This is a genomic window from Terriglobus saanensis SP1PR4 (genome assembly GCF_000179915.2).
GTDB classification, from domain to species: Bacteria; Acidobacteriota; Terriglobia; order Terriglobales; family Acidobacteriaceae; genus Terriglobus; species Terriglobus saanensis.
Genome location: NC_014963.1, coordinates 4,283,925 through 4,307,981 on the forward strand (window position 1 = coordinate 4,283,925; position 24,057 = coordinate 4,307,981).

The window sequence follows — 24,057 nt, forward strand, 5'->3', positions numbered from 1 at the left end:
CTGAAAACTCTTACGGCTGGCGTTCCGTGATCGAGCGGGTATGCGTGCTGCTTCGGAGTTCCGGGGTGGTGCCGTCGTTCACTGTAACTTCGTCCGGTTGAGCGGGGGTAAGCATGCGGACCGTCGCGCGACCGTGAGCAGGAATGCGCAGGCGTTCCGTTGTGGTGAAGGTTCCGGTGCGGAGTGTAACGGGCACGTCGGTGGTGGCTCCTCCGTCGTTGGAGACGGCGATGGCCGTGATCCAGCCGCCTTCGGTTCGGACCTGCTGGCCGGTGGGTGTGCTTTCCAGCGTGCCGTGGCCGTTGGCCGTGCTTGTGCTGGGCGCAATGGAGCGCGGCGCGATGTTCACAATAGTGAGGTCAGGAAGTCCGCGGTCATGGTTCACCCAGTCGTCGAAGAACCATCCCAGATCCTTCCCTGAGGTCTTTTCCAGCAACGCCTCGAAGCTGGCAGAGTCCTGATTCTTTGCGATCCGAAAGGCCTGCAGGGTCTGCTTCAGAGCATCTTCACCCGCAAGGGTACGAAGCATCTGGAAGATGGCTGCGCCCTTGGTGCGGTAGCAGATGGGGTCAGGGCAGGCGGTGAGAGCGGGGTGTTCAGGCATGGCGGAGGTGGAGACGGCAGCGTCCGTAGCTACGGTCGAGGACTCGTAGAGAGCGAGGGCACGCAGTTCTGGTTCGCCGGCGGCAAGGGCGGTCTCGCGGCCGGTCGGGCCTCCGAGGCGTTCGAGGTAGAGCTGCCCCATGAAGGTCGCCAGACCTTCGGAGAGCCAGGGCTCCGGCGAGTTGGACCAAGCGTGCGTAAGGGCGTGCACCATGGAGGGTGCCAGGCGAGCGGCATCGGTGATGTGCAGCGGTAGAGCGAGCGTGCTTCCCTCTTCAAAAGGCGAGGCGTTGGGTGTGCCGAGGTCGAGGAGGGTCAGTTCTTCCAGCGGCGAAGCCCCAAGCCACGCCGAGAGGAGCGGCTGAGCAAGCTTGGCCGCAGCAGTGTAGCTGGAAACGGTGTCCACGTGATTGGTTACGACCTGAAGAAGGTGGTCGGGGCTCTCAGTTGGCGACGGTACAGCAACGAAGAGGCTCGGCGTGCGAAAGCCGAGCCGGGCGAAATCCCACGTGGCGGTGGCGAGCGCTGTGGGAGCTGGGTCGGCTGTAGTTTCCTGTGGCGTGAGGGAAACCAGCGGTTGGCGCTGACCGCAGAAGAAGGCGGCATCCGGTATGGAGCCGGAGAATTCCAGGGTAAGGCGGAGGCGGAAGGTAGCCTCCTGCTGGCGAAGGCGGCTTTGGCCAACGGCGGCGAAGAGGTTGTTCCCCTCACCGAGAAAGACGGGAGGCTGAGCAACCGGATACCAGAGCACGTTGCCCATACCGCGAACGCCTTGCACCGCTGTCTCCGACGGGAGGCCAAAGCCATCCCAGTCCGAGGCAGCGGCCTGCGGCGCGGGCGCGCCGATCTGTTCGAGGCGTTCGGTGCTGGGTGTGAGTGCGCCTTCGTAGAAGAGGTCGAGATCGATAGAGGCGCCGGCGGCCAGGGGGGTGTTGAGGACGATCTCTGTCGCGGTGCCAGTATGGTCGGCTGCGGTGAAGAGGGGGTGCTGCTCGAAGTCCGCCGCCTTGTTCCCGGCGCGGGCGCTCTGCCACTTGAGGCTGCTGGAGATCTGGAGCGGGATGTGCGTAAGAGCGCTGGTGGCATCGTTGCGGACAGTCAGGCGGGCGCGGGTGGTGGTGGCTCCGGTGGTCAGGTTGAGATGCATGTCCAGGTTGTAGGCCGTGATCGCGATGGCCTGGCGATCGGCGTCGGGGATCTTTTCCGCTGCCGTCTGCGACTCTTCGGCGGGGACGCTCGAGGAAACTCCATGGGGTTTCAGCTCCGGCGCAACGGGCGGCGGGGCGGGAGCGTCCGGGGCGGCTTCGTCGTGGCGCTGGAAGACGACGGTGCCTTTGGGGGGTTCAGGAGCCGGTTGCGTAGTTTGGGAGTCTTGGGGGTACGTCAATGCCGCCATGAGCGGGAAGGTCGCTGCTTTCCCCTGAGATCCGTTTGTGCGCTCCGCGCGACCCCACCCTTTCGCGATAGTGCCGCGAAAGAATGGGGCACTTTGGGAGACGGAGAGTTGGGGGATCAGGAGGGTGGTGCAGAGAGCGAGAGTGGGGTAAAGCTTTTTCACGAACCGAGGCCTTTTTGGGGTTTCTTCTGTTTGACGGGCGGGGGAGCGGAGGGTGCCCGGCGCTGCCGTGCGACTTCGTACATCACGACGGCTCCAGCCACAGAGACGTTCAGAGACGAGACGCCTCCGGCCATGGGGATGCGGAGGAGATAGTCGCAGGTTTTTTTGACAAGATCGTGCAGACCGGCGCCTTCGCTACCCAGAACAAGCACGCAGTCCGTGGGGGCGAAGTCGAAGTCGGTGTAATCCGGGGTGCCGCGCTCGTCGAGCCCGATGACCCAGATATTATCCTTTTTCATCCGTTCCAGGGCGCGGACGAGATTGGTAACCTTGGCGATGCGGACGTGTTCCGTGGCTCCGGCGGAGGTTTTGGCGACGACGGCGGTAATGGGAGCAGACCGGCGTTCGGGAAGGAGAATCCCGTCCACACCGGCTCCGTCGGCCGTTCTGAGGAGAGCACCGAGGTTATGCGGATCTTCCACGCCGTCCAGCGCGAGAAAGAAGCGGCGCTGGCCGTCGGGCTTCTGCACGGCGAGAAGGTCTTCAACGGCAAGGGCACGGCGCTCGCGCAGAAAGGCGATAACTCCTTGGTGCATCTCGGTTTTCGCCATGCGGTCGATCTGAGCGCGGGGCTCCGAGGTGATGCGGATACCGGCAGAGCGGGCGGATTCGACGAGGGCGTCTAGCCGAGCGTCCTTGCGTTCGCGGGAGATAGTGATGTGATCGAGGTCGCGCGGGCGGGAGCGGACGGCCTCCTGCACAGGATGCAGGCCGTAAAGCAGTTCCATATTGAACTAGTTTACTCGCCCCATTTCGACGAAATTGAGTGCTTTCGCGACTTTCTGTGTTCTGGTAGCGTCTTCTTATGCAGGTGAAAACAGCTCAGACCATGACGGTCGAAGAGACACAGCGCGAAAATGCTGCGATTGCCTACGGTTTAAAACGGCAGGACCCTGAACTTCTGGACCTTTTGATTGAGCAATATCAGCATCGTTTGATGCGATATCTCCTGTTTCTGTCTGGACGCCGCGAAGTTGCGGAAGACCTTTTCCAGGAGACATGGATGCGCGTTCTTTTACGCGGTGCACAATACAACGGCAAGGCGCGGTTCGATACCTGGCTGTTCACGATCGCACGGAACCTGGTGATTGACCTGTCCCGCAAGCGGACGATGGCGAGCCTGGACGCGATGCAGGACCCCGTCGGCGAAGATGAGCGCCCCTTCGAAGTGGTTTTGGATGCTCCTTCCCCCTTCCAACAGTTTCAGTCGCGTGAGGATGCCGCGCTGGTGGCCGAAGTCTTACTGAAGATTGAACCGAACTATCGCGAGGTCCTAACGCTTCGTTTTCACGAAGAGATGTCGCTCGAAGAGATTGCAACGATGACGCGGGCACCGCTTTCTACCGTCAAGTCGCGCCTCTATCGCGGTCTGGCTTCGCTGAAGCCAGAGATTGAAGGTTTGCAGGCACGCAGAGCGTTTGCGGAGGCCGCGCGATGATCGAGCGGATCGACGGAAGAACACAGGGTGCGAATGCCGCTGTGGTGAATCGGACGCGACGTGCGGTACGGCAGAGGGCAGAAGCGATGCAGGCGCAGCGGTCACGGCTCAAAGATCTGTGGCTGCCGCTCAGCCTGTGCTCGATCTTGCTGATGATGGTCTGCTATGCGGTGTGGGCCGTGATGGAGCAAAAGACCGAAAGCTCGATTCCGGAGACTTCCATGCTTTCCTCCGAACCAGGTGGACTCTCTTCCATCCTCCTTCTATGGCTGCTCCCGGTGTCCATTGCCGGGATTGCCATGGTCTGGATGCGGCGCAACAGGTCGGACGAGGCGACCCGATAACTATTATGTGGAGCCATGAGATAAGTCGCGGACGCGATACGGGCAAGGGCGATAGCGAGATGAACCTGATCCCGCGCTGGTCTATTGTGCTCTCGCTTGCGGTCTTTGCGTTCTGGCAGTACATCTTCCATTACGTGATGCCGCATCCGCGTCATGATCTGCTGCCCATGCGCCTCCTGATGGGATACAGCTGGGGCATGGCGATTGCCAGCTATGTTTTGCTGATCGGCTATATCAGTCGCGATGTAAAGCGACGCAATATGTCTGCCGGTCTGTGGATGCTGATCGTTCTGGTGATTCCTGGTTTCATCGGGGCGATTGTGTACTTCATGCTGCGCGAGCCGATGTTGTCCAAGTGCCCGTCGTGTTCGACCGAGGTGGCTTCGAGCTTCCACTTCTGCCCGGAGTGCCAGTTCCAGATGGCGCCGGTCTGCGGACAGTGCTATCGCGGCGTGCAAATCACAGACGTCTACTGCGTGAACTGCGGACATGAACTGGCCAAGGATGCTTCTCCCGCACGTCTGCGAACCTTCAGCGACTAAGCGGCAACCACGCAAAACCCTATACTGAATCGATGCCGTTACGAGTCATTATCGTGGACGACGAGACCCTGGCGCGGGAAGAGCTAGAGTATCTGCTCGGACGCGTGGGGGACGTGGAGATCGTTGGCATTGGGAACAATGGCATCGAGGCGGTCGACCTGATCCGCACGCACCAGCCGGATCTTGTCTTTCTGGATGTGCAGATGCCGGGGCTGGATGGTTTTGCCGTTCTGAAAAAGCTTCTGGCGCGCGAGCATCGCGACACCAAGGGACGTATGCCGCAGGTCGTCTTTGCCACGGCGTTCGATCAATATGCGGTGCGAGCGTTTGAAGTAAACGCTGTGGACTATCTCCTGAAGCCCTTCGATCGCGCGCGTCTGCAACAGACAATCGACAAGGTCAGGGCACGAACGCAAAGCGAAGAGAGCGGAGTCGCTGTTCCGTCCACCGATGCGCGACTGGACTCTCTGCTGAAGCTGCTGGAGCAACAGGCTGGCTCCACTTCCCCGATGCCTTCGCAAAAACAGCAGCAGACGGGCAAGGTTGTGGTCCGGGCGCAACAGCGTTTGCTTCTGATCGATCAGAAGGAGATCTGCTTTGCCGCGACCGATGACGGCTCCATTCGCATTGTGACGCAGGCGATTGAGGGTACCTCGAACTGCAGAACGCTTGAGGAATTGATGGACCAACTCGATCCCGAGATGTTTTGGAGAGCACACCGTTCGCATGTCGTAAACATCGAACACATTCGCGAAGTCGTGCCGTGGTTCAAATCGAGCTACCAGTTGCGCATGGATGATAAGAAACAGACGGGCCTTCCGGTAAGTCGTTCGCAGACGAAGCGGCTACGGGAACTCTTCAATCTTTGATTTGCTGAATGTTCTTTTTGCTGCAACTTACAAAAGCGTCTCTTCGAGCCATCGCAACTGGCTTCTCGTGGGCTCTAGCCGTCACGCCTCTGACGCAGAAGTGATTACACTTCGCCCACGTTGTTCAAGGAGCCTTTATGCGTCTTCGTTTTTTAGTTTCTGCAGTGATCGTTCTACTTGGTTTGCCCCTCGCTGCGCGTGCCGATTCCATCATCGGAAGCACGGTTGATGTTAAATATCTGTTCCCTACATCGTCTAACGCTGTGACTGACTCTGGGCCCCTTACCGTGACTAACGGACTTCAAGTGGTATCTCCGGGGAACGCCAACGTAACCTTTGCCTCAAATGTCATCACGATCACAAACCCCGGCCTGGGCCCCTTTACAGCCTCCAGCTTCAATGGATTCGACATCAGCTTTCTCGCGGGTTTGTTGATCAATAGCGTTTCGATTGACCCTTTGAGTGATGCTTCTTTCGCCCCGGGCGCCATTCTGACCTTTACCGGCAACGACATCCAGATCAACCTCGCTGGGACGTGTGGCACTTGCAGCACTGGCAATCAGAATATTTACTTGGACGTAAACGCGACTGCACTTACGCCGGAGCCTTCCAGCCTCGCTTTGCTCGGCACAGGGGTGCTGGGCATATTGGGAGCGGTACGACGCCGGTTTGTGTAGTTGCTGTTCGCACACCAAGCGGCTTCGGGAACTCTTCAGACTCTATGGTGCAAGGAACGACGTGGCGCTCCATGAGCGCCACGTCGTTCCTTGCGACTACCAACCGATGGTAAAGACCATGTGTTCCGGAGTGCCTGTACTGATGGTTGAGCTCTGACCTGAGACGTCATCGTATGCGAAGCCATAGGCAAGACCGCCCATGCTGTGCCTATGCCAGAACTGCGCATAACTGTTCGTCGGTGAATTTAGGTAAAAGGCAGAAGGCGTTGCCCAGGTAGTGACATCCGCCATAACATGCCGGTTGAAGGCAGCACACATCTGCGCCTCCAAAGCGAGCTCCACTGTGTTGATATCCTTCGTCGGGTCGCCCTTGGCCATCGATCCACTGCACTGAAAAATATCCTGCGTCGTAGGCCGGTTGACGACATAGGAATTGCCGACAAAGGCGCCGTTGTTGAGGTTTACCTCCGTGAAGTTGAAACTGGTCGCGGTGGTAGTGCCCGTGAAACGACGATTCCCAAAGAGATTCACGATGAGAGGATTGGCGCTGTACATGTTCCAGATATTGGCGACATACGCGTCGAAGTATTGTCCATTGACGCCCTTTGCACCGAATGTCGTTTTGGTAGGAGACAGGATGCGGAGGTTACTGATGGGGGTCGTGTGGAACTCCGCAGGAGTCTCGTTCACAAACTCCTGATCGAGCGCGGCGATCGATTCAGTGATCCCGGTCTGCTGATGGAAGGTAGCCTTATTCCCCCATACATCAAGCACTAACGGAAGACCGAATTCATCGACCTGCGTCGTGTTAATGAAGAGGCCGGTGTTGTTATAGGTGAATTCGTACCAGTCGAAGGGTACGTTTTCGTTAGGATCTGTAGTGTTCTGCGGATTGGGTCCTGCGTAGCCTATATTTCCCTTGGCATCCTGCAGGATCTTGAGATAGACGGGCTCTCCCATGGAGATGAACACGCGACCGGAGCTCATCTTCGGCAGTTTGAGCAGCTTACTCTGTGCAAGAGTGAAAGCGTAATTGGGGTAGTTGTTCTTGTTCTTTGTAAGGTGTCCGGCCGCATCGTTGTCAGCGACCGAGACATCGGTGATCGTGCCATCGGGTTTGACCGTAGCAAATACGCCCGTCTGGGGATCGAGACCGATGACCGTGACATAGATCTGATCATCAGGCCACGCACCCTTCGTATTGTTGGCCAGATCGGTGCCGACAAAGCCGGGGTAAACGGTATAGCCTGGGTTCACCGTCAGGATGGCGGGGTTCGAGGCGACGGAGCCGATCGCATCGGTGACCGTGACGCTATACGAAGTACCACTGTCTGCGATAGCAAGCACGGGCGTCACATAGCTCGCGCTGTTTGCGCCGGAGATCGGTACGCCATTCTTCAGCCATTGATAACTGAGCGCTCCCGTCCCGGTGGCGGCAACAGTAAATGTGACCGTTACTCCAGCTGTAACCGTCTGGCTGGCAGGCTGCGCGGTAATCGTTGGTCCAGCGGTAGCAGCGGGACCATAGACTCCAAACTCAAACAGCGAATAGCCGTAGATCGTAGAACGCTTAATACCTAGCATGCGGACGAAGCGGCCGCTGACAGGAGGAAAGGTCGGAGTCTCTACGCCTCCCAACCCAGCCGTCTGAACCAGGGCATCCGTCCACTTCGCCTCATCCGTCGAGACCTGGATGTTGTACTGAACAGCATGCGAATTCTGCCAATTCAGTGCGACTTGATTGATCGTCTGCACGGAACCCAGATCGACCTCAATCCATTCGTCATCCGCGAAAGCAGAAGACCAGCGCGTTGCGAGATTGCCATCCACCGCCTTCGCCGGGCCAAGGCTGGCGTTTTCATCGCCGCTGGATTTAGCGGGCTTGCCCAGAGCGAGGTTGGGGCCTGTAGGCGCCACCTGACTCTTCTGAGCGATCAAGGCACAGGAAGAAGACAGAAGCACGCTTAGTCCAAGGCAGGTGGAGAGCCATTTGCAGATTTTATATTGTTTCATTGATCTTTCCTCTGAAAGGTTGTGATTCATAACGAAGTGCGGCACGCTCAGGAATAGGCCGCGATCATGCATCGATTTGTCAGGTCTCGCAGTTTCTTTAGAAAAATGCGAAGAGATGCGTATTCCTGACGGTGTAGATCTCACGAATAAAGTTTTGACTTATGAATGAAAGTCCGAAGACAGGAACGTCTGCGAGGTGCAGGCCCAGATGCTTTGTGGTAGCTCTGTTCTACTCGCAAGCATTTATCTCGTCTTACAAAAAGCACTCATACTTATACGAAAGGGCCCCTAATTATGGGGCCACTCAAGATAATCCATGATGCTTATTTACTCCCAAAACGGGCGTTAATTTTCGAATAGATTCCTTCGATTTACACCACGACATAGAAGTTTATTACGACGCAAATTTAACAAATTTATTATAAAATTCCCAGAATGGAATTGTTCATCCCACTTACAGATAACTTTGCCGGCAAGAATTCACAGTAAGCGAATGACTGCCGGCAATCTATAGATTGCATCTCTCTTCAGTTCTTTTAATCTTCTAGAATCTGCGGAAAATCGAATTCTGCTGCTCGCCTAGCGAAGCGTACCAACGGCTCATGAGCATCCATACGGGGCAGAAAGACTTCGATGAGATATGCCCTGGAAGCATCGCTCGTTGCCTGGAGCGCGCTCTGAAGTTCGGCATGATTTCGGACGGAGTGAACGACGGCACGCTCTTCCGAGTTGAACGTAGAGACGAGTTGCCCATAACGCCAGGCGCGGATGTCGTTGTAACTTGAGTTCGCGCCGTAGATCAGACGCTCAATCGTATAGCCATCGTTATTGAGGAGAAAGATGATCGGCTTCAGGTGATTCCACAAAATCGTGGAGAGTTCCTGCACGCTCATTTGAAGTCCACCGTCTCCGACAAAGAGTAACTGCCGCCGCGCAGGGGCTGCCAGGCACGCTCCCAGAGCCGCAGGTAAACCATAGCCAAGAGCGCCCCAGATAGACTGCGAGATATACGTCACACCGCTGGGCAATGCCAGGTTGACACTCGCAAAGCCAGCTGTTCCAGTGTCGCTCACGATCACATCCCCCGCCTGCAAAAACGTTCCCATTGCATGCCAGAAATCTACCTGCGTCATCGGCTGTTGCGCTTTTGACTCTGCGTGTGGAGGTGGAGCCTGCTGTACGAAGGATATTGCCGTAGAAGGAGCGCGTCTGGTTACGCCAGGAAGTAATGCCGCGAGTAACTCCGCTGCGCCCACGGCATTGAAGAACTCTTTGTCGGTCCGCAGGCTGAACGGATAGAGGTCGATCATGGATGCGGCGTTCAGGGTATGGCTGAAGAGTCCCGTGGCCACATCCGTGAAGCGCGTTCCGATGCAGAGAAGACAATCGGAGTTTTCGATGGCGGAGCGGACTTCAGGCGAAGACCTCGCGCCCCGATAGAGACCGATGGCCAGGGGATGAGCTTCACTCACAAAACCCTTGGCAGGAGCCAGATGCGCGATTGGAAGATGCAGCGCTTCCGCCAGTGATTCGATCAGAGGGGTCAGACCAAATCTGTCCGCGTCCACATCCAGAAGGATCGCCGGAGCACTTGCCTCTGCAAGGCGCAGAGAGAGTTGAGAGAGGGCGCGAGCAAATTGTTTCGGATCGCTTCTGGGAAAGGCGAGATCCAGCGGTACCGTGATCGGTCCCGTTCTTACACCTGCGACGTCGGAAGGAAGTTGCAGATAGACCGGACGCTTTTCTATCCAGCAGGTACGCAGGACGCGGTCAATCTCCTGCCGTGCGTTCGACGGTTCGATCCGTGCCTGGGCAACGGTGAACTCCCGAGCACAGTTCCACATGTTCGTGTAATTCCCATCGGCCATGGTGTGATGCAGAAGGGCTCCTTCACGCATGGCATGCAGTGGAGGTGTGCCCGAGATACACACCATCGGCACGCGCTCCGCATAAGCTCCGGCGACTCCAGCGAGCGAAGCAAGCTCTCCCACACCGTACGTCGTAACGAGGGCGGAGATGCCATTGAGCCTTGCGTATCCGTCGGCGGCATAGGCCGCATTAAGCTCATTACAACAACCGATAAACTTGAGAGAGTCGCTTTGGATGGTCTGCTCGAGAAACCACAGGTTGAAGTCTCCAGGCACACCAAAGACGTGGCGTATCCCAATCTCTGAAAGACGAGCGAGAAGATATTCTCCGATAGTGATCGACATAAAGCGGTAAGCCTTTCCGTTGAGTCCTTGAATATTTTCGCTCAACCTTATTGAGAAGACGCCGGGCGAGAGTCTCCATCGGCTTGGCTTTCAGGGAATCTAAGAAGACTGGCGCTCGTCTGCCAGAGGCCAAATAAAAAGGGCACAGAGGCACAATATCGCTACCGCTGCGACGTAGTGTGCGGGACCGAATCGGTCAAGATGCGCAAGCCATGAAACCAATAGCGGCGTGAGGCCTCCAAAGATTGCATAGGCGAGGTTGTAAGAGACAGAGACTCCGCTGAAGCGAACCTTCGCCGGAAATGCAAAGACCATCACAAGGGGCGAGAGCACACTACTGGCTGCACCGATGGCAGCAAACACGTAGAACGTCAAGAGCATGGAAGGCATGTGCGCCGCGCCAAAATAGAGTCCGTAGGTTGAAAGGACCAGAAAGAGCAAGGAGGGGATTGCCACTCGACGGACACCGAACTTATCGGTTGCAACGCCCACCGCGACGTTTGCAATACAGAGAACAGCCGTCGCGACCAGGTTTGGGATACGCAATGCCCCAGGCGCCAATCCAAAGAGTTTTGGCATCAAGGTCGGAGTCATCAGCATGACTACGACGACCGCTGCGGTGAGCATCCATGTGGAGATCATCGAAACGATAACCGATCTTCGGTGCTTCTGGAAGACAACACTCAGAGGCATCTCCTGGGAGAGGGTTGCGCGTCTCTGCATCTCTTCGAAGACTGGCGTCTCTTTGAGCCAGCGACGCAGCCACATGGCGATCAGGCCAAAGAGACCGCCGACGAGAAATGGCACCCTCCAGATACCTGCGGCGATTTCGGCCTGAGTAAACGTCAGGTTGATACTGGTCGCCATCAGCGAGCCCAGGAAGATACCGAAGCTCAAGCCGCCGGTGAGTAAGCCGATGGCGAAACCGACCTTGTCGCGCCGCGCATGTTCAGCGACGAAGACCGAGGCCCCAGGAACCTCTCCGCCGATGGCGATTCCCTGCAAAATGCGGAGCAGGAGGAGAAGCAAAGGGGCCGCGATTCCGATGGTCTGATAGGTGGGCAGCAGCCCAATGAGCAGCGTCGGAGTAGCCATGAGCAGAACGCTCAGCGTAAACATGCGTTTACGGCCCACGGTGTCTCCGAAGTGCGCCATGACGATGCCGCCCAGCGGACGCGCCAGATAACCGGCGGCAAAAAGCCCGAAGGTCTGGGTCTGGCGAACCCAATCAGGAATACCGGGGGCAAAAAACAGCTTGCCGATGACCGCGGTAAAGAAGACGAAGACGACAAAATCATAAAATTCCAGAGAGCTGCCAAGTGAAGATAACCAAAGTAGTTTGGCTTCGGAGGCTGCAAAGGGGCGCGGTGATTTTGAGGCAGTCGTGATATCGGGGATTGCTTTTTGCATAAGATTATTTATTTTCGGGGCATGCAGACTTGATCCCTAATCGCGGGTTGTCCTAAGGGATAAGACACCAATCCTATGCGTTTTATTCCATTTCTATAATGGGCTGGCAGGGCTGCGGAATAAATACAAGGGCAAGCGTGTCTTTTCTGCGCGAGCCTATCGTCATGAACACGAAGAAGTTCGCTGGAATGTCTCGTGATTTTTGACAGATTCAGCCCGTATTCGTGTTACGGGAAGATCCGGACATAATTTACATTTTCTTATGGAGAGACATTTGACCCCCACAGTTGCACCCGACTCAGATTCCTTCGTCTCCACTGCAGACCTTCTCTCTTCCGCAGTGCCCAGCAAGGAGACCTTGCCGCGAGATTGCACCTTTTCCGCATCGGACTGGCATGCTCTGGCTCCGTTCTGGTATCCGGTCGCTTTTTCCAGCGAGGTCACAGACAAACCCTATGGGGCGCGGCTGCTCGACGAGCGAGTGGTGGTCTATCGACTCTCGGATGGATCGCTCGCCGCCGCCAAGGACATTTGCTATCACCGCGGAGCTCCGCTCAGTCTTGGACACGTCGAAGGCGACGAGATTATCTGCAAATATCATGGCCTGCGCTATAACGCAGAAGGGCGCTGCACCTGCATCCCCGCACACCCAAAGGGAGCGATCTCCCCTCGCTTGCGTCTGCACACGTTCCCCGTACGGGAGGCGTTTGGTCTAGTGTGGGTCCGTCTGGTGGAGAGAGGCGAAGCTTTGCTTCCTGAGATGAAAGAGTGGGACGATCCTTCGTATCTTCAGGTCCTGCCGGACAGCGTGACGATGAAGGCTTCGGCGGGACGTCAGATGGAAGGCTTTCTCGATGTAAGTCATTTCGCCTTCGTCCATTTAGAGACCTTCGGCAAGGGGGAGAACCCGGAGGTTCCCGACTACACGGTGGAGCAGACCCCGCAGGGTTTTGTGGCCGATTACTACAGCACGGTAAGCAATTATTCCGTGGGTTATAAACACCTCAATCCACCCGGCTTCCTTTGGCGTAGACGCTTCGAAGTCTTTACGCCGTTTACAGCAAAACTGACCGTCTTCTTTCCAGGGGACGGGCAGTTGCACATCCTCAATGTTGCTTCTCCCGTGTCCGCGCGGAAGACGCGTCTGTTTGTACCGATCTGCCGCAACTTCGATCGGGACGCGCCTTTGCAGGCCACGCTCGATTTCAATCATCAGGTCTTCGCGGAAGATCAGGCCATCGTCGAACAACAATATCCCGAAGACCTTCCTCTCGATCTTCAGGCGGAGGCCCATTTCCCTGCGGACAGAAGTTCGATTGCCTATCGCAAAAGACTTGCCGCTCTTGGTCTGGGCAGGAGCTTCACGGCGTAGCGTGCGACCCAACAGAGGTAACCTAAATTCCATGAACCATCTCGTCACCGTCTCCTGGCTTGCCGACCATCTTAACGAAACCCTGGTCCTGGACGCCACGCTCGCGCCCCCGGGCTCCGCTCTACCCGTCACACCACGTGCGCGATATGAAGCGAAGCATATTCCCGGCGCGATCTTTTTCGACATTGAAGACCTCTCCGACCACGCCACGACGCTGCCACACATGTTGTCGCCCGCGGAGGCGTTCGCCTCGAAGCTGTCCGCCCTTGGGGTGGACAGCGACAGGACCATCGTGGTCTACGAACAGGAGGGTGTCTTCTCCGCCCCGCGTGCGTGGTGGATGCTCCGTACCTTCAGTGTCCGGAAAGTCTATGTACTGGATGGAGGTCTTTCAGCCTGGGTGGAGAACGGACTTCCGACAGAGTCCGGAGCGGTGGCACGAGAACCGGTTTCTTTTCATGCAACGCTCGATCAAGAGGCCGTGAAAGATTTTGCGCAGCTTCAGAAGTTGATCTCGGAAGAGGCCCAGATTGTGGATGCACGTTCCGCTGGCCGCTTCGCCGGAAGCGCACCCGAGCCTCGACCGGGAATAAGTTCTGGCCATATGCCGGGAGCCATCAACATTCCCTTCACAGACCTTATCGAAAAGGGTCGATACAAATCCGCCGAAGAGCTTCGCAAAGTCTTCTCCGCAAAGGGCGTGGATCTGGAACAGCCGGTTACCACCACCTGCGGATCCGGAGTCACGGCCGCTGTCGTAGGACTGGGTCTTGAGATTGCTGGCGCAGAATCTTTCAGCCTCTACGATGGTTCGTGGGCCGAGTATGCCCTGCAACCGGATGCGGTGATTCAGAAAGACTAGCGCGGAAACTTTGCGCTCAGAAATCGCGCCATCCCGTTTCAGGACCGACTTTGATCCCCAAACGGGATGGGCGCTTGAATCCGCTATTGCGGCTGTTTTGTCATACGCAGATAGGGCTTGATCGTCCGATAGCCGGGAAATACGGTCTTCGCTTCTTCGTCTGAGACGCCTGCCGTAATAATCACATCATCGCCTCGCCCCCAGTTCGCGGGCGTAGCAACCCGGTGCTTTGAAGTAAGCAACATCGAGTCGAGCGCACGCAGGATCTCCTCGAAGTTACGCCCGGTCGTCATGGGATAAGCGAGCGTGAGACGGATGCGCTTAGCCGGATCCACCACAAAGACGGTACGGACGGGCGCATTGAGTGCAGGCGTACGGCCCTCCGAGCTGTTTCCCGCATCTGCGGGAAGCATGTCGTAGAGCTTGGAGACTTTGAGTTCCGGATCTCCGATGATGGGGTAATCCACCTTGTTGCCGCTTACGTCGTAGATATCTTCCAGCCATCGTCCGTGACTCTCAACAGGATCCACACTCAACCCGATCACCTTCGCGCCACGCGCAGCAAACTGCTTCTCCAGGGCTGCCACAGCGCCAAGCTCCGTGGTGCATACCGGGGTGAAATTTTTCGGATGAGAGAACAGAACAGCCCAACTGTCGCCGATCCATTCGTGAAACTTAATGGGACCCTGGGTCGTTTCTGCGACAAAATCGGGAGCGACTTCATTGATTCGGAGCGACATGCTGATTACCTCTCTGGAATAGAGTTTTCCGTCCTTCTATAAAAGACAAGCCGAAGGTCGTTTTATTCATTTGCGGGGATGGAATCACCTCTATTCGCCCTGCAACCGGAATCACCCTACCCCTCTAAAGGGGCGTTCTGGAGCGCCCCGAAAAGAGCGATCAGGTAGAAGCACTTTTTTATCAGGGTGGTTGCCTCGTGCAAGCCCGCCGGTTCTCTTCTGGATAGAACTTAAGAGAGAGGTAATGCGGTTGATGCCCACCACACAGATGATGCACTACGACGCGGGTCTCAATGCTTATGCAAAGGTGCTTGCCCGGAATGCGAGCGACGCGGAAGACCTAGTGCAAGAGACCTACGTTCGTGCGATCCGCGCGATGGGCAGAACGCAGGAAGCCATCAACATGAAGAGCTGGCTCTTCACGATCCTTCGCAATGTATGGCGCAACCAGCTTAGACAGAGACGGAACGGTTTTCAGTTCATCGAAAACGGCGTGGACGAAACGGACACCTACACGGCAGTGGAACCGTCGAAGAGTCCGTATGCCCTCTACGAAGAAAAGATGGAACGCGAAGAGTTGCAGCGCGCCATCCTGAGCCTCTCGGTCCCGCTACGCGAGATTATCCTGATGCGCGAGTATCAAGAGCTGTCCTATCAGGAGATCGCCACCATCCTTAACTGCCCGGTCGGAACCGTGATGTCGCGACTGGCGCGGGCACGCTCCAAACTCCGTATATCGCTTGCCTCCATGCATGAACAGAGAGCAAGCTATCGGCCAGAACTAACGCACTAAGATCCAAAAGAAAATGATGAAATTTTTGAAAAAAGAGAATCTCTCTCTTGCTTATACCGACACCCAGACCTCTCTCCCAGCGGTCCTTCTTATCCACGGTTGCGGTTGCGACCACACACACTTCGCCCCTCTGGCGGAGCTTCTCAGCCCGTACCACCGCGTCGTCAATGTCGATCTTCGCGGCCACGGTGAGAGCGATGCGCCGCACAACGAATATACGATGGCCTCTCTTGCGGATGATCTCGCATGGCTCTGTGGCGAGCTGCGTTTGGAAAAGCCGGTTGCGATCGGTCACAGCATGGGAGGGAATGTGGGGTTGGAGCTCTCCGCGCGTCATCCAGATCTTCTTCGCGCACTTGTGATGGTCGACTCGGTGGTCGTCCCGTCGCAGCCGGTCCGTGAGGCTCTCGCACCGCTCGACGAAGTTCTCCAGAAACCGGACTATCTCTCTGCGTTTCGGCAACTGCTCTCAGGACTTTGCCTCCCCACGGATAAACGCTCCTTCGAAGTCATCGCTTCGGTGAAGGTACCGCAACATGTTGTGATCTCCACTATCAAAAATCACGCCACGCAATACGATGCGTCCTCTGTCGCAGCGGCGTGTCTCACTCCGATTGCTTATATCGGTGCGGCAGTTCCGCTGGCCGATCTGGATCGCTTTCGGACCCTGACGCCACAACTCGTCACGGCGCATGTGCTGGGATCCGTCCACTTCATTCCTCTTGAGGTTCCGGATCAATTGAATGCCATGATCTCCAGGTTCCTTGCAAATCTGAACTAAATACCCCATACCCCGCTCTTGACACCGCAAAAACACACGAAGGAGATCATGTGACACAGGCCGCAGCAGGAGAGACTCTCTCAGAGCAGGAAACACTAAGCGTAATGGGAGTGCTTGTGCGGTTCATCGCGACGCCGGAAGAGGTGGATGATGTCCTCGGCGCGATGCACGGAACCATTCCTCCCGGTGTCTTCATTCCGCTCCACAGCCATCCCGATGCGGAAATTTTGTATGTACTGAAAGGCTCGATTGAGGTCTATCAGGAAGCCGGTGCTTCGTCAGAGTGGCGAACGATGCAGGCTGGCAGCACGATTTCCATCCCTCGCAATGCGAAACACGCTTTTCGCAATACGTCTTCTCAACCCGTGACCGCCATCGTCGTCATTGGACAAGAGCTCTATCGCTTTTTCCGCGAGATCGCGCGCTCGTTCGATCCGAGCAAGCCTCCTGCGCCACCTACCGCAGAGGAGCGGGAACATTTCTTCAAGGTGGTGGCTCGGTACGGATACTGGCTCGGTTCGGCGGAAGAGAACGCCGCGATTGGCCTAATGCTCCAATAGGCCTGCGGAGTTAGTCGTAACGCTCGAAGACAATCTGCTTCCGGTCCCAGCTCAGAGATTTGAGTAGATCGCGGATCGGGCTGATGGAAGCATTCAGACCGCAGAGGTAAGCGGTCTGGATTTCCGGGTGTGCCGAAAGAAGCTTGCGGATTTGTGCCTCCACGAAGTCCGCTTCAGGCGCCACCATGGGTAGGTAACGCATTCCTGGAGAGGCAGCGAACTCATCGCGAAAGAGCAGATCTTCCCGCGTGGCAGCGATCTGCACCAGCGTAGAGTGCGGCGGCACGGCAGCGCGGAAGATACTGCGGATGGGAACGATGCCCGCATCGGCGCCGACGTAGAGTGCGGGCGCCTGTCCCTCGCGGCGGGTGAAGGTTCCATGTGGCCCATGAACCCGAATGATGTCTTCCATCGCAAGACTGCAAAGCGTCTCGGAGAATGCACCGACGCGATTGAGGCAGAGCTCAAAGTGTGGCCCACGTGGCGCGGAGGCCAGCGAGTAGGCACGTGTCTCCTGCCGCGGCTGGCCTGCCTTGGTGTGGCCTTCGGGATAAGTGCTGTCGCTCACGACGGAGACGAACTGCCCGGGCACGAAGTCGAAGTCTGCCTCGTCCTCCGTGGTGAAGGAGAGAAGAAAAGTCTGGCTGGGGGCAGCGAGCAGGCGGCGTCCGGTGAGACGCGCGGTGAGTGTGGGGCGATCCATGTCTGATTCGATTTTAGGCGATTTTGCTGGGAACTGAGAGTGGATCAGGAGCGGCGGTAGTCTCCGCTCTTTCCGCCGGATTTGGAGAGGAGCACCACTTCGCGGATGCGGATGGATTTGTCCAGAGCCTTGGTCATGTCGTAGACGGTGAGCGCGGCGATGGTAGCGGCGGTCATGGCTTCCATCTCCACGCCAGTTCCCGCCACGGTGGCAGCGGTGGCGCGGAGACGGACGCCTCCCTGCGTGCCCAAGAGGGTCGAAGCATGGACGATGGTGGCTTCTACATCGATGAAGCTCAACGGGAGCGGGTGGCACATGGGGATAAGATCGGCGGTCTTCTTCGCGGCCATGATGCCCGCGATGCGTGCGACCTCCAGCGGATCGCCCTTCGGGTTCTGCGGAAGCGCGGCGAGGACAGCGGCGTTCAGTTCCACAAAGGCTTCGGCGACGGCTTCGCGACGGGTGGCAGCTTTTGAGCTGACATCGACCATATGGGCTTCGCCCGCTTCGTTGAAGTGCGAGAGCTTTTTTGACATAAGAAAGCCTAACGCAGGAGGACGGTGATCGCTTCACCTTCTGCAAGGCTCTCGCGGTCCGGTGGGATGACGGCGTAGCAGTTGGCGCGCGCGTTAGAGGCAAGATCGCCCGAGCCCTGCCATCCTGTCAGCGTGACGGTGGTTTTGTCGAGGCCCGGCGTGAGGATCGCTGGAAGGAAGCGGGTGAGGCCAGGCTTTGTTTTGACCGGCTTTGCCAGCGTGGCCTGGGCAAAGTGCGGGGTGGGATAAGCTTCGCCGCCAAGTGCGCGCAGCAGCGGAGCCACCAGCAGCAGAAAGGTGACCTGCGTGGAGATGGGATTGCCCGGCAGGCCGAAGACGTACTGCGAAGGCATCTGGCCGAAGACGACCGGTTTGCCGGGCTGCATTTTGATCCCTGTAAAGAAGAACCTTCCGCCCCGGGCGAGCAGCGCAGGTTCGACGAAGTCGTATTTTCCAGCGGAGACGCCTCCGGAGAGGAGCAGCAGATCGGCATCCTTGGTCTGGTCGATTGCGGTCTCCAGGGCTTCGCGTGTGTCTGCTACGGGCGGAAAAGGAACGGGAATGCCGCCATACGCGCGCACCAGGGTGGCGAGGCCGTGCGTGTTGGAGTTGCGAATCTGATGCGTCGCAGGCTTCTGGGAGACGTCCACGAGTTCGTCTCCGGTGGCAAGGATAGCCACGCGAGGCTGCAAGTAGACTTCAACCGTGGCGTAGCCGAGGGAGGCGGCAAGCGCGATCTCTGCGGCGTGGAGACGAATGCCTTGCGTGAGTAAGACATCCCCCTCGCTGGCTTCCGCAGCGCGTGGCACCACGTTCTCGCCCGCAGTAAGCGTTCGGCCTGTGTCGAGATGCAGAGTGCTTTCCGAGATAGAGACGTGCTCGATCATAATGACGGCGTCTGCTCCGTCGGGGAGCGGCGCACCGGTCATGATCTCAATGGCCTGCCCCTGCTGGAGCGCTGGCCCTGTCCAAATCTTCCCTGCTCGGATAGTGCCGAGGATCGTTCTCGTACCTGCATCTGAAGAGCGCACGGCGAACCCATCGCGGGTGGAGCGCGGGAAGGGTGGCTGATCGCGATCCGCCGCGAGGGGCTGGGCGAGAACGCGGCCGAGGGAATCTCCCAGCGGGACCGTTTCGGATACGCGGACCGGGGAAACCCGGTCCTGCATCTCGTTTTGAACGACGGCAAGAGCTTGGGCGCAGGTAAGGAGATCGCTCATAGGTTGACCTCATGAGTGTAGCGGCACAGGCGCTCCACCTTAGACCGGTGCCTGTAGTTGGGCGGTTCTCAGGAGAGCACCTGCAAGCTCCTGCGGAGCCCGTCGGGGTCTCCATCCGGAAGAAGTTGCTCGACTTCGTCGTGCGTGCTCTTCCAGACTGGAAACGCACGCGCCAGCAGATCGCGTCCATCGTCCGTGAGCTTCAGGATGCGGGTTCGCCGGTCCGATGGGTCTCGTAATACCTGCACCAACTCGCGCCGCTCCAGCGGCTTCAGGGCTGCGGTCAAAGTGGTCCGGTCCATCGCGAGCAGAGATGCCACCGGTCCCATCGTGGGCGGCTCCGGACGATTCAGGGACATCAGGAGAGAGAACTGTCCGTTGGTCAGCCCAAATGGACGCAATACCTCGTCAAATCGCCTCGCCAGGGCCCGTGCTGCGCGCTGCATGTGAAGACAGAGACAGCAATCCCGCACAAGGAGCGTGGTTTCGTAGGGAAGCATCTGGGGCCTTGACATTCCGCGAGGTTAGTTGATATCAACGTATTTCTCAAATGAAATTGCTCTGCAAACCCTTCCCTGGTTCATATGCGGGCGGAGAAGCCGCCTGAACGGAGGTCCTGTATGTCGTTCATTCGCGATCTGAGAATGGCCGTGCGTTCCCTGGCGCGCCTTCCTACGCTGTGGATTACCGTCGCTCTTACGTTGGCATTGGGTATCGGTGCCAATGTCGCCATCTTCAGCGTGGTGCGTGCGGTGCTGTTGCGACCGCTGGCGAATCGCGACGAAGACAGGTTGCTCTATCTGCGCCAGAGCGCCCCTGGCATCGGCGAAACCAACGCAACATTTTCAGTTCCCGAAATTCGGGACATCGGCAGCGGGCTGAAGTCGATTAAAGAACTGGGCACATTTTCAGAGGTGCAGTTTACGGTCGTGGGTCTCGGCACGCCACGCGAGATTCCAGCGGGCGTAGTGGATGGACACTACTTCGAGGTAATGGGTCTGCGACCGGTGCTGGGACGCCTGCTGACTCCGGCCGATGACGGTCAGGGGGCCGCCGGAGCTGTGGTGCTGACCTATCCCTTCTGGAGGGATTCGCTTCACTCCGATCCGAGCGTGCTGGGAAGGCCGGTGCGGCTGGAGAGCCAGACTGGCGCTCGTTTGGCGACCGTAATTGGTGTTTTGGAACCATCCGTTCCCTATCCGGTGGCGACGGAGATCATCGCCAATATCGTCACCAGTCCGCATCATCTTTCCGCCACGATGGTGACGGGACGCGAGCATCGCATGACGGAAGTCTTCGGGCGGCTCGCCCCCGGCGCGAGTGTCGATCGCGCGCGTGCCGAGCTGCGCAGCGTATATGGCGCCATGGTGGCAGCGCACCCGGAGGTTTACAAGCCGGAGAGCCATTTCAAGATCGACGTAACCCGAATGCACGAGCAGATCAACTCGCGCGCGAACACGATCCTGTGGATACTCTTCGCGGCTTCGGGCCTGCTGTTCATGATTGCAAGTTCGAACGTCGCCAATCTGATGCTGGCGCGAACGGTGCGCCGCGAACCGGAGCTGGCGATCCGCTCGGCACTGGGCGCAAGCACAGCGATCCTGCGTCGTTCCCTGCTGGCGGAAAGCCTTGTGCTCTGCGGGAGCGGAGCGGTGGCGGCAGTGGCCCTCGCCATACCGATGGTGGCCGTGCTGGGTCGTTATGCTTCGCGTTTCTCCGTGCGCGCCAGCGAGCTTACGCTCGATTTCAGCCTGGTGTGGTTTGGGATTGGGCTGGCGCTGATCGCCTCTGTCTTCCTGGCATTTATTCCGCGGCTTCCATCCGCAGATGCGCCGCAAGGTGGGCTTACTGGCCGGGGGACACGTGTGGCCGGAGGGAGCAGCCGGCGGCTTCGCGTCTTTGCCGTGACACAGATCGCAGCCTCCTTCCTGCTGCTTGCTGGGGCGTGTGTGCTGATGAAGACCCTGTTTGTCCTGGAGCAGACGCGGCCGCCGTTCGACTCAGCCAACGTTCTGGCACTGAATCTTCCTCTGATGTCGTTTGGGCGAACATCCCAGCAGGTGGATGCGTTCTATCGCGACGTGCAACGGCGGATCAGCGCACTGCCGGGAGTGGAGCACGTCTCTTCGGGGTTCAGCGCTCCCTGGCGTGACGACCAGAGGCTGAGCATCGCCTTTCAATTTGCTGCGCAGGGCGCGAAACGGGCGGACAGTCAGGATTTCCGCGCAAAGTTCCGTACGGTCTCGCCGGGGTTCTTCGATACGTTTGGCGTACCGATCCAGGAGGGTCGCGACTTCAACGACGGGGACAAAGAAGGTTCAGAACGCGTGGTCATCATTAGCCAGAGCCTTGCAAAGATGCTCTATCCGGGGCAGGATGCGATGAACCATACTCTGCGGTGGACGGACGGCGTGATGAAGTTTATTGGTGTCAGCACCGAACCAAGGCGAATCATTGCGGTGGTGCCGGATTTCGATGATGAAAATATCATCCCGTCATCGGCCATGACGATCTATGAGCCGATCGAACAGGAGCAAGGATGGAACGGCCGCCTGTTCGTGCGCGCACATCAGGATGCTTACGCGCTTGTTCCAGCGATCTCGCAGACCATTCACCAGATGTCGGCAGACCAGCCGGTGGAAAAGGCCAGTACGCTCGGAGACGTTCGCGCGGAGGTGCTTTCGCCCGACCGCCTGAACGCGGTTGTGTTTGGAGGATTCGCCGCCGTAGCGCTACTGATCTCGGTGGTGGGCGTAGGTGGCGTTCTTGCGTTCTCTGTGAGCGGACGTACGCGCGAGTTCGGGATCCGCATGGCGCTGGGTGCTCCACCGCTCAACATCCTCGGCATTGTTCTCGTAGAGGGCGTAGCGATGGCCGGCATCGGCGTCGGCGCGGGTGTGATGCTGGGACTTGCGCTGGCACGCGTCATTGCCAGGTACGTCACGGCGATCCATCAGCCGGGGCCGCTCGCGTTTGTGGGGTCCGCTGTGGTCATTCTGGGTGCGGCCATCGTTGCTTCGGCTGTTCCTGCGGCCCGTGCGGCAAGAGTGGACGCCGTGGAAGCGCTGCGGTCCGAATAACTCGATTCTTTTCGATAGCATGGTTCTTGCTGAGGACGTTGAGGAATCGGCTGCGTGGCTAGGCTTTGCTTTTTGGGGAACTCCGCTGCACTCATCAGAGATCCGCGCAAGGGCCGTCCGCAACCTGTATCGCCAGTCGGGCCAGTTCGCGGAAGGTCTCTCGCAATTCGGAGGGACTATGGACAACGATCCGGCGTCTCATGCTAAGGAGCACGGCTGCGAACATCTCAAGGTGATCCCGACCACAACGCAGGCGTGTGCCGCCTTCATGTGCTTCCGTAGCCACTCTCCAGAGTGCGAAGCTGCGATTGGCCTCCTCAATGGGCATGTCGATCCACACATCGATCTGGTAGTCGGATTGAACGAAGGGCATGTGCTCTGCCAAGTAGCGGCGGGCATCGAAGCTGGTCGGCGGTTGGAACGTCGCGGTACAGATTTCGAGGTTCGTCAAACGGTCGAGGCGAAAGGTGCGCATTGCCTGTCGCGACAGGCAGTGGCCGATCAGATACCAGCGTCCGTCGGTGTGCATCACGGCGTAGGGCTCGATCTCCCGGTGAGAGGTCGTTTCGTTGTGGGATTGGTAGCCGAAGCGGATGCACTGGCCGGTGCGAATTGCGGTGGAAGCGCCGATGAGAGATTCCACCGACGCCGGAACCACCCAGGGACTTGGCTCCATGGACACCACATCCTCCACGGTCCGGATACTTTCGCGCAGCGTCTCGGGCAGGACACGTCCCAGCTTGGCGAGGGCGCCTTCGGTGGCAGGTGCAAACGCCGCCAAGCCCACCTGGCGCAGAGCGCGCAGCCCCAAGGCCAGCGCGAACGCCTCCTCGTTCGTCAGCAGCAGTGGTGGCAGTCGATAGCCCGGCCGCAGGCGGTACGCCCCACCTACACCGGAAGAAGAGCTAATGGGAATCCCGAGGTCCTTCAGACGAACGATGTACCGCTGCACGGTGCGCAGGTCGACTTCCAAACGCTCGGCGAGTTCCGCGCCGGTTACATGGTCGCGCGTCTGCAGAATTTCGAGGACGGTGAAGACGCGCATGATCGGGTCGTACATACGATTTCCATTCTTTCTGGAATTGACGACACAGTCTGTCGGGAATGCTGCCTACGCTAAGGCTAAGCCCAAATGGGGCATGGAGGATGGAAATGGCAACGGAAACGACATCAGTCAATCTGGTCACCGCAGACACGCTGCTGCAGAACTGGCAGGGACACAGACGACTCACGCGCAAGATTATCGAGACATTTCCGGAAGACAAGTTGTTTCAGTTTTCCCTGGGTGGCATGCGGACCTTTGGAGAGATGGCCCAGGAGTTAATTGGCATGACGATGCCTGTAGTGGACGGCGTGGCCACTGGAAAATGGGAAGCCTTTCAATCCGGGAAGCCCGCAACCAAGAGCGAACTTCTGCGCCTCTGGGACGCTCAAACCGCGAAGTTGGATGAGGAGTTTCCGAAGATCCCGCTGGCCCGATTCTGGGTCGTAGAAAAGGCGTTCGGCCAATGGGAGATGCCTGGAATCGTCATGATTCAGTACGCCATCGACAACGAGATTCATCATCGCGGAGAGGGATACGTTTACCTGCGGGCGCTGGGCATCGAGCCTCCGCCATTCTGGGAACGCAACTAACTTGCATCTGGGGCTCGTATTCGCGGGCATGAAAACGCCCCGAACACA

At 58.0% G+C, this 24,057-nt stretch carries 23 protein-coding genes; 12 read left to right on the top strand and 11 right to left on the bottom strand.

Translation table 11 applies throughout. The annotated features are described in order from the left end of the window. Positions 1 to 10: 10 nt before the first annotated feature. Together ACIPR4_RS17650 and rlmB are read right to left on the bottom strand one after the other, a co-directional pair. Positions 11 to 2,161: a hypothetical protein gene (locus tag ACIPR4_RS17650; protein ID WP_013570027.1), complete on the bottom strand. Its 2,151-nt coding sequence runs from the start codon at positions 2,159 to 2,161 to the stop codon at positions 11 to 13. Next, a complete protein-coding gene (gene rlmB, locus ACIPR4_RS17655; protein WP_013570028.1) occupies positions 2,158 to 2,949 on the bottom strand; it encodes a 23S rRNA (guanosine(2251)-2'-O)-methyltransferase RlmB in 792 nt (263 codons plus the stop codon). Before rlmB ends, ACIPR4_RS17650 begins: the two co-directional genes overlap by 4 nt. 77 nt (positions 2,950 to 3,026) lie before the next feature. Here rlmB and ACIPR4_RS17660 point away from each other — a divergent pair, with 77 nt between their 5' ends. From ACIPR4_RS17660 to ACIPR4_RS17680, 5 genes are all read left to right on the top strand, one after another. Next, positions 3,027 to 3,659: an RNA polymerase sigma factor gene (locus ACIPR4_RS17660; protein WP_013570029.1), complete on the top strand. Its 633-nt coding sequence runs from the start codon at positions 3,027 to 3,029 to the stop codon at positions 3,657 to 3,659. Continuing rightward, a complete protein-coding gene (locus ACIPR4_RS17665) occupies positions 3,656 to 4,003 on the top strand; it encodes a hypothetical protein (RefSeq protein WP_013570030.1) in 348 nt (115 codons plus the stop codon). Before ACIPR4_RS17660 ends, ACIPR4_RS17665 begins: the two co-directional genes overlap by 4 nt. Positions 4,004 to 4,008: 5 nt before the next feature. Continuing rightward, positions 4,009 to 4,545 carry a double zinc ribbon domain-containing protein gene (locus tag ACIPR4_RS17670; protein ID WP_013570031.1) on the top strand — a complete coding sequence of 179 codons (537 nt, stop codon included), beginning with the start codon at positions 4,009 to 4,011 and terminating at the stop codon, positions 4,543 to 4,545. 32 nt (positions 4,546 to 4,577) lie between these two features. After that, positions 4,578 to 5,414: a LytR/AlgR family response regulator transcription factor gene (locus ACIPR4_RS17675; RefSeq protein ID WP_013570032.1), complete on the top strand. Its 837-nt coding sequence runs from the start codon at positions 4,578 to 4,580 to the stop codon at positions 5,412 to 5,414. Positions 5,415 to 5,551: 137 nt separating this feature from the next. Beyond that, positions 5,552 to 6,091, top strand: a complete 540-nt coding sequence (locus ACIPR4_RS17680) for a PEP-CTERM sorting domain-containing protein (RefSeq protein ID WP_013570033.1) — start codon at positions 5,552 to 5,554, stop codon at positions 6,089 to 6,091. Positions 6,092 to 6,187: 96 nt separating this feature from the next. On the opposite strand, the gene ACIPR4_RS21860 is transcribed toward ACIPR4_RS17680, so the two are convergent. The 3 genes from ACIPR4_RS21860 to ACIPR4_RS17700 all read right to left on the bottom strand — a co-directional run bounded on the left by ACIPR4_RS21860 (position 6,188) and on the right by ACIPR4_RS17700 (position 11,727). Then, positions 6,188 to 8,104: a beta-1,3-glucanase family protein gene (locus tag ACIPR4_RS21860; RefSeq protein ID WP_013570034.1), complete on the bottom strand. Its 1,917-nt coding sequence runs from the start codon at positions 8,102 to 8,104 to the stop codon at positions 6,188 to 6,190. A gap of 536 nt (positions 8,105 to 8,640) precedes the next feature. Beyond that, complete coding sequence (locus tag ACIPR4_RS17695; protein ID WP_013570035.1) at positions 8,641 to 10,317, bottom strand: alpha-keto acid decarboxylase family protein; 1,677 nt, start codon at positions 10,315 to 10,317, stop codon at positions 8,641 to 8,643. Between the two features lie 99 nt (positions 10,318 to 10,416). Then, complete coding sequence (locus tag ACIPR4_RS17700; RefSeq protein ID WP_013570036.1) at positions 10,417 to 11,727, bottom strand: MFS transporter; 1,311 nt, start codon at positions 11,725 to 11,727, stop codon at positions 10,417 to 10,419. A gap of 274 nt (positions 11,728 to 12,001) precedes the next feature. Here ACIPR4_RS17700 and ACIPR4_RS17705 point away from each other — a divergent pair, with 274 nt between their 5' ends. Both ACIPR4_RS17705 and sseA read left to right on the top strand, forming a co-directional pair. Next, entirely contained in the window at positions 12,002 to 13,099 is a 1,098-nt protein-coding gene (locus tag ACIPR4_RS17705) for an aromatic ring-hydroxylating oxygenase subunit alpha (RefSeq protein ID WP_013570037.1), read from the top strand. 31 nt (positions 13,100 to 13,130) lie between these two features. Then, positions 13,131 to 13,961, top strand: a complete 831-nt coding sequence (gene sseA, locus ACIPR4_RS17710; protein WP_013570038.1) for a 3-mercaptopyruvate sulfurtransferase — start codon at positions 13,131 to 13,133, stop codon at positions 13,959 to 13,961. A gap of 83 nt (positions 13,962 to 14,044) precedes the next feature. On the opposite strand, the gene ACIPR4_RS17715 is transcribed toward sseA, so the two are convergent. Then, entirely contained in the window at positions 14,045 to 14,701 is a 657-nt protein-coding gene (locus ACIPR4_RS17715) for a peroxiredoxin (protein ID WP_013570039.1), read from the bottom strand. 244 nt (positions 14,702 to 14,945) lie between these two features. Here ACIPR4_RS17715 and ACIPR4_RS17720 point away from each other — a divergent pair, with 244 nt between their 5' ends. Genes ACIPR4_RS17720 through ACIPR4_RS17730 form a run of 3 tightly spaced genes read left to right on the top strand, consistent with a single transcriptional unit; the run spans position 14,946 to position 16,835 of the window. Beyond that, positions 14,946 to 15,494: a sigma-70 family RNA polymerase sigma factor gene (locus ACIPR4_RS17720; protein WP_144312475.1), complete on the top strand. Its 549-nt coding sequence runs from the start codon at positions 14,946 to 14,948 to the stop codon at positions 15,492 to 15,494. 16 nt (positions 15,495 to 15,510) lie between these two features. Then, positions 15,511 to 16,275 carry an alpha/beta fold hydrolase gene (locus ACIPR4_RS17725; RefSeq protein ID WP_041586177.1) on the top strand — a complete coding sequence of 255 codons (765 nt, stop codon included), beginning with the start codon at positions 15,511 to 15,513 and terminating at the stop codon, positions 16,273 to 16,275. A gap of 50 nt (positions 16,276 to 16,325) precedes the next feature. Continuing rightward, positions 16,326 to 16,835, top strand: a complete 510-nt coding sequence (locus ACIPR4_RS17730) for a cupin domain-containing protein (RefSeq protein ID WP_013570042.1) — start codon at positions 16,326 to 16,328, stop codon at positions 16,833 to 16,835. A 10-nt stretch (positions 16,836 to 16,845) separates the two neighbouring features. Here ACIPR4_RS17730 and ACIPR4_RS21865 read toward each other — a convergent pair whose 3' ends face one another. The 4 genes from ACIPR4_RS21865 to ACIPR4_RS17750 all read right to left on the bottom strand — a co-directional run bounded on the left by ACIPR4_RS21865 (position 16,846) and on the right by ACIPR4_RS17750 (position 19,794). Beyond that, positions 16,846 to 17,538: a ferredoxin--NADP reductase gene (locus tag ACIPR4_RS21865; RefSeq protein ID WP_013570043.1), complete on the bottom strand. Its 693-nt coding sequence runs from the start codon at positions 17,536 to 17,538 to the stop codon at positions 16,846 to 16,848. Between the two features lie 44 nt (positions 17,539 to 17,582). Continuing rightward, positions 17,583 to 18,074, bottom strand: a complete 492-nt coding sequence (gene moaC, locus ACIPR4_RS17740) for a cyclic pyranopterin monophosphate synthase MoaC (RefSeq protein ID WP_013570044.1) — start codon at positions 18,072 to 18,074, stop codon at positions 17,583 to 17,585. Positions 18,075 to 18,082: 8 nt separating this feature from the next. Beyond that, positions 18,083 to 19,294: a molybdopterin molybdotransferase MoeA gene (locus ACIPR4_RS17745; RefSeq protein WP_013570045.1), complete on the bottom strand. Its 1,212-nt coding sequence runs from the start codon at positions 19,292 to 19,294 to the stop codon at positions 18,083 to 18,085. 68 nt (positions 19,295 to 19,362) lie between these two features. Continuing rightward, a complete protein-coding gene (locus tag ACIPR4_RS17750) occupies positions 19,363 to 19,794 on the bottom strand; it encodes a MarR family winged helix-turn-helix transcriptional regulator (protein WP_013570046.1) in 432 nt (143 codons plus the stop codon). A gap of 120 nt (positions 19,795 to 19,914) precedes the next feature. Here ACIPR4_RS17750 and ACIPR4_RS17755 point away from each other — a divergent pair, with 120 nt between their 5' ends. Then, positions 19,915 to 22,374, top strand: coding sequence for an ADOP family duplicated permease (locus tag ACIPR4_RS17755; protein ID WP_013570047.1), 2,460 nt, complete (start codon positions 19,915 to 19,917; stop codon positions 22,372 to 22,374). Positions 22,375 to 22,468: 94 nt separating this feature from the next. On the opposite strand, the gene ACIPR4_RS17760 is transcribed toward ACIPR4_RS17755, so the two are convergent. Further along, positions 22,469 to 23,434: a helix-turn-helix transcriptional regulator gene (locus tag ACIPR4_RS17760; protein ID WP_013570048.1), complete on the bottom strand. Its 966-nt coding sequence runs from the start codon at positions 23,432 to 23,434 to the stop codon at positions 22,469 to 22,471. Between the two features lie 92 nt (positions 23,435 to 23,526). Here ACIPR4_RS17760 and ACIPR4_RS17765 point away from each other — a divergent pair, with 92 nt between their 5' ends. Continuing rightward, on the top strand, positions 23,527 to 24,009 hold the full coding sequence (locus ACIPR4_RS17765; protein WP_013570049.1) for a DinB family protein: 483 nt from the start codon (positions 23,527 to 23,529) through the stop codon (positions 24,007 to 24,009). The last annotated feature ends 48 nt before the right edge of the window (positions 24,010 to 24,057 follow it).

Excerpts from the sequence above, each read along its gene's own strand:
- rlmB (WP_013570028.1), bottom strand. The coding sequence starts at position 2,949 with ATGGAACTGCTTTACGGCCTGCATCCTGTGCAGGAGGCCGTCCGCTCC.
- ACIPR4_RS17660 (WP_013570029.1), top strand. The coding sequence starts at position 3,027 with ATGCAGGTGAAAACAGCTCAGACCATGACGGTCGAAGAGACACAGCGC.
- ACIPR4_RS17665 (WP_013570030.1), top strand. The coding sequence starts at position 3,656 with ATGATCGAGCGGATCGACGGAAGAACACAGGGTGCGAATGCCGCTGTG.
- ACIPR4_RS17670 (WP_013570031.1), top strand. The coding sequence starts at position 4,009 with ATGTGGAGCCATGAGATAAGTCGCGGACGCGATACGGGCAAGGGCGAT.
- ACIPR4_RS17675 (WP_013570032.1), top strand. The coding sequence starts at position 4,578 with ATGCCGTTACGAGTCATTATCGTGGACGACGAGACCCTGGCGCGGGAA.
- ACIPR4_RS17680 (WP_013570033.1), top strand. The coding sequence starts at position 5,552 with ATGCGTCTTCGTTTTTTAGTTTCTGCAGTGATCGTTCTACTTGGTTTG.
- ACIPR4_RS21860 (WP_013570034.1), bottom strand. The coding sequence starts at position 8,104 with ATGAAACAATATAAAATCTGCAAATGGCTCTCCACCTGCCTTGGACTA.
- ACIPR4_RS17695 (WP_013570035.1), bottom strand. The coding sequence starts at position 10,317 with ATGTCGATCACTATCGGAGAATATCTTCTCGCTCGTCTTTCAGAGATT.
- ACIPR4_RS17700 (WP_013570036.1), bottom strand. The coding sequence starts at position 11,727 with ATGCAAAAAGCAATCCCCGATATCACGACTGCCTCAAAATCACCGCGC.
- sseA (WP_013570038.1), top strand. The coding sequence starts at position 13,131 with ATGAACCATCTCGTCACCGTCTCCTGGCTTGCCGACCATCTTAACGAA.
- ACIPR4_RS17715 (WP_013570039.1), bottom strand. The coding sequence starts at position 14,701 with ATGTCGCTCCGAATCAATGAAGTCGCTCCCGATTTTGTCGCAGAAACG.
- ACIPR4_RS17720 (WP_144312475.1), top strand. The coding sequence starts at position 14,946 with ATGCGGTTGATGCCCACCACACAGATGATGCACTACGACGCGGGTCTC.
- ACIPR4_RS17725 (WP_041586177.1), top strand. The coding sequence starts at position 15,511 with ATGAAATTTTTGAAAAAAGAGAATCTCTCTCTTGCTTATACCGACACC.
- ACIPR4_RS21865 (WP_013570043.1), bottom strand. The coding sequence starts at position 17,538 with ATGGATCGCCCCACACTCACCGCGCGTCTCACCGGACGCCGCCTGCTC.
- moaC (WP_013570044.1), bottom strand. The coding sequence starts at position 18,074 with ATGTCAAAAAAGCTCTCGCACTTCAACGAAGCGGGCGAAGCCCATATG.
- ACIPR4_RS17745 (WP_013570045.1), bottom strand. The coding sequence starts at position 19,294 with ATGAGCGATCTCCTTACCTGCGCCCAAGCTCTTGCCGTCGTTCAAAAC.
- ACIPR4_RS17750 (WP_013570046.1), bottom strand. The coding sequence starts at position 19,794 with ATGCTTCCCTACGAAACCACGCTCCTTGTGCGGGATTGCTGTCTCTGT.
- ACIPR4_RS17755 (WP_013570047.1), top strand. The coding sequence starts at position 19,915 with ATGTCGTTCATTCGCGATCTGAGAATGGCCGTGCGTTCCCTGGCGCGC.
- ACIPR4_RS17760 (WP_013570048.1), bottom strand. The coding sequence starts at position 23,434 with ATGTACGACCCGATCATGCGCGTCTTCACCGTCCTCGAAATTCTGCAG.
- ACIPR4_RS17765 (WP_013570049.1), top strand. The coding sequence starts at position 23,527 with ATGGCAACGGAAACGACATCAGTCAATCTGGTCACCGCAGACACGCTG.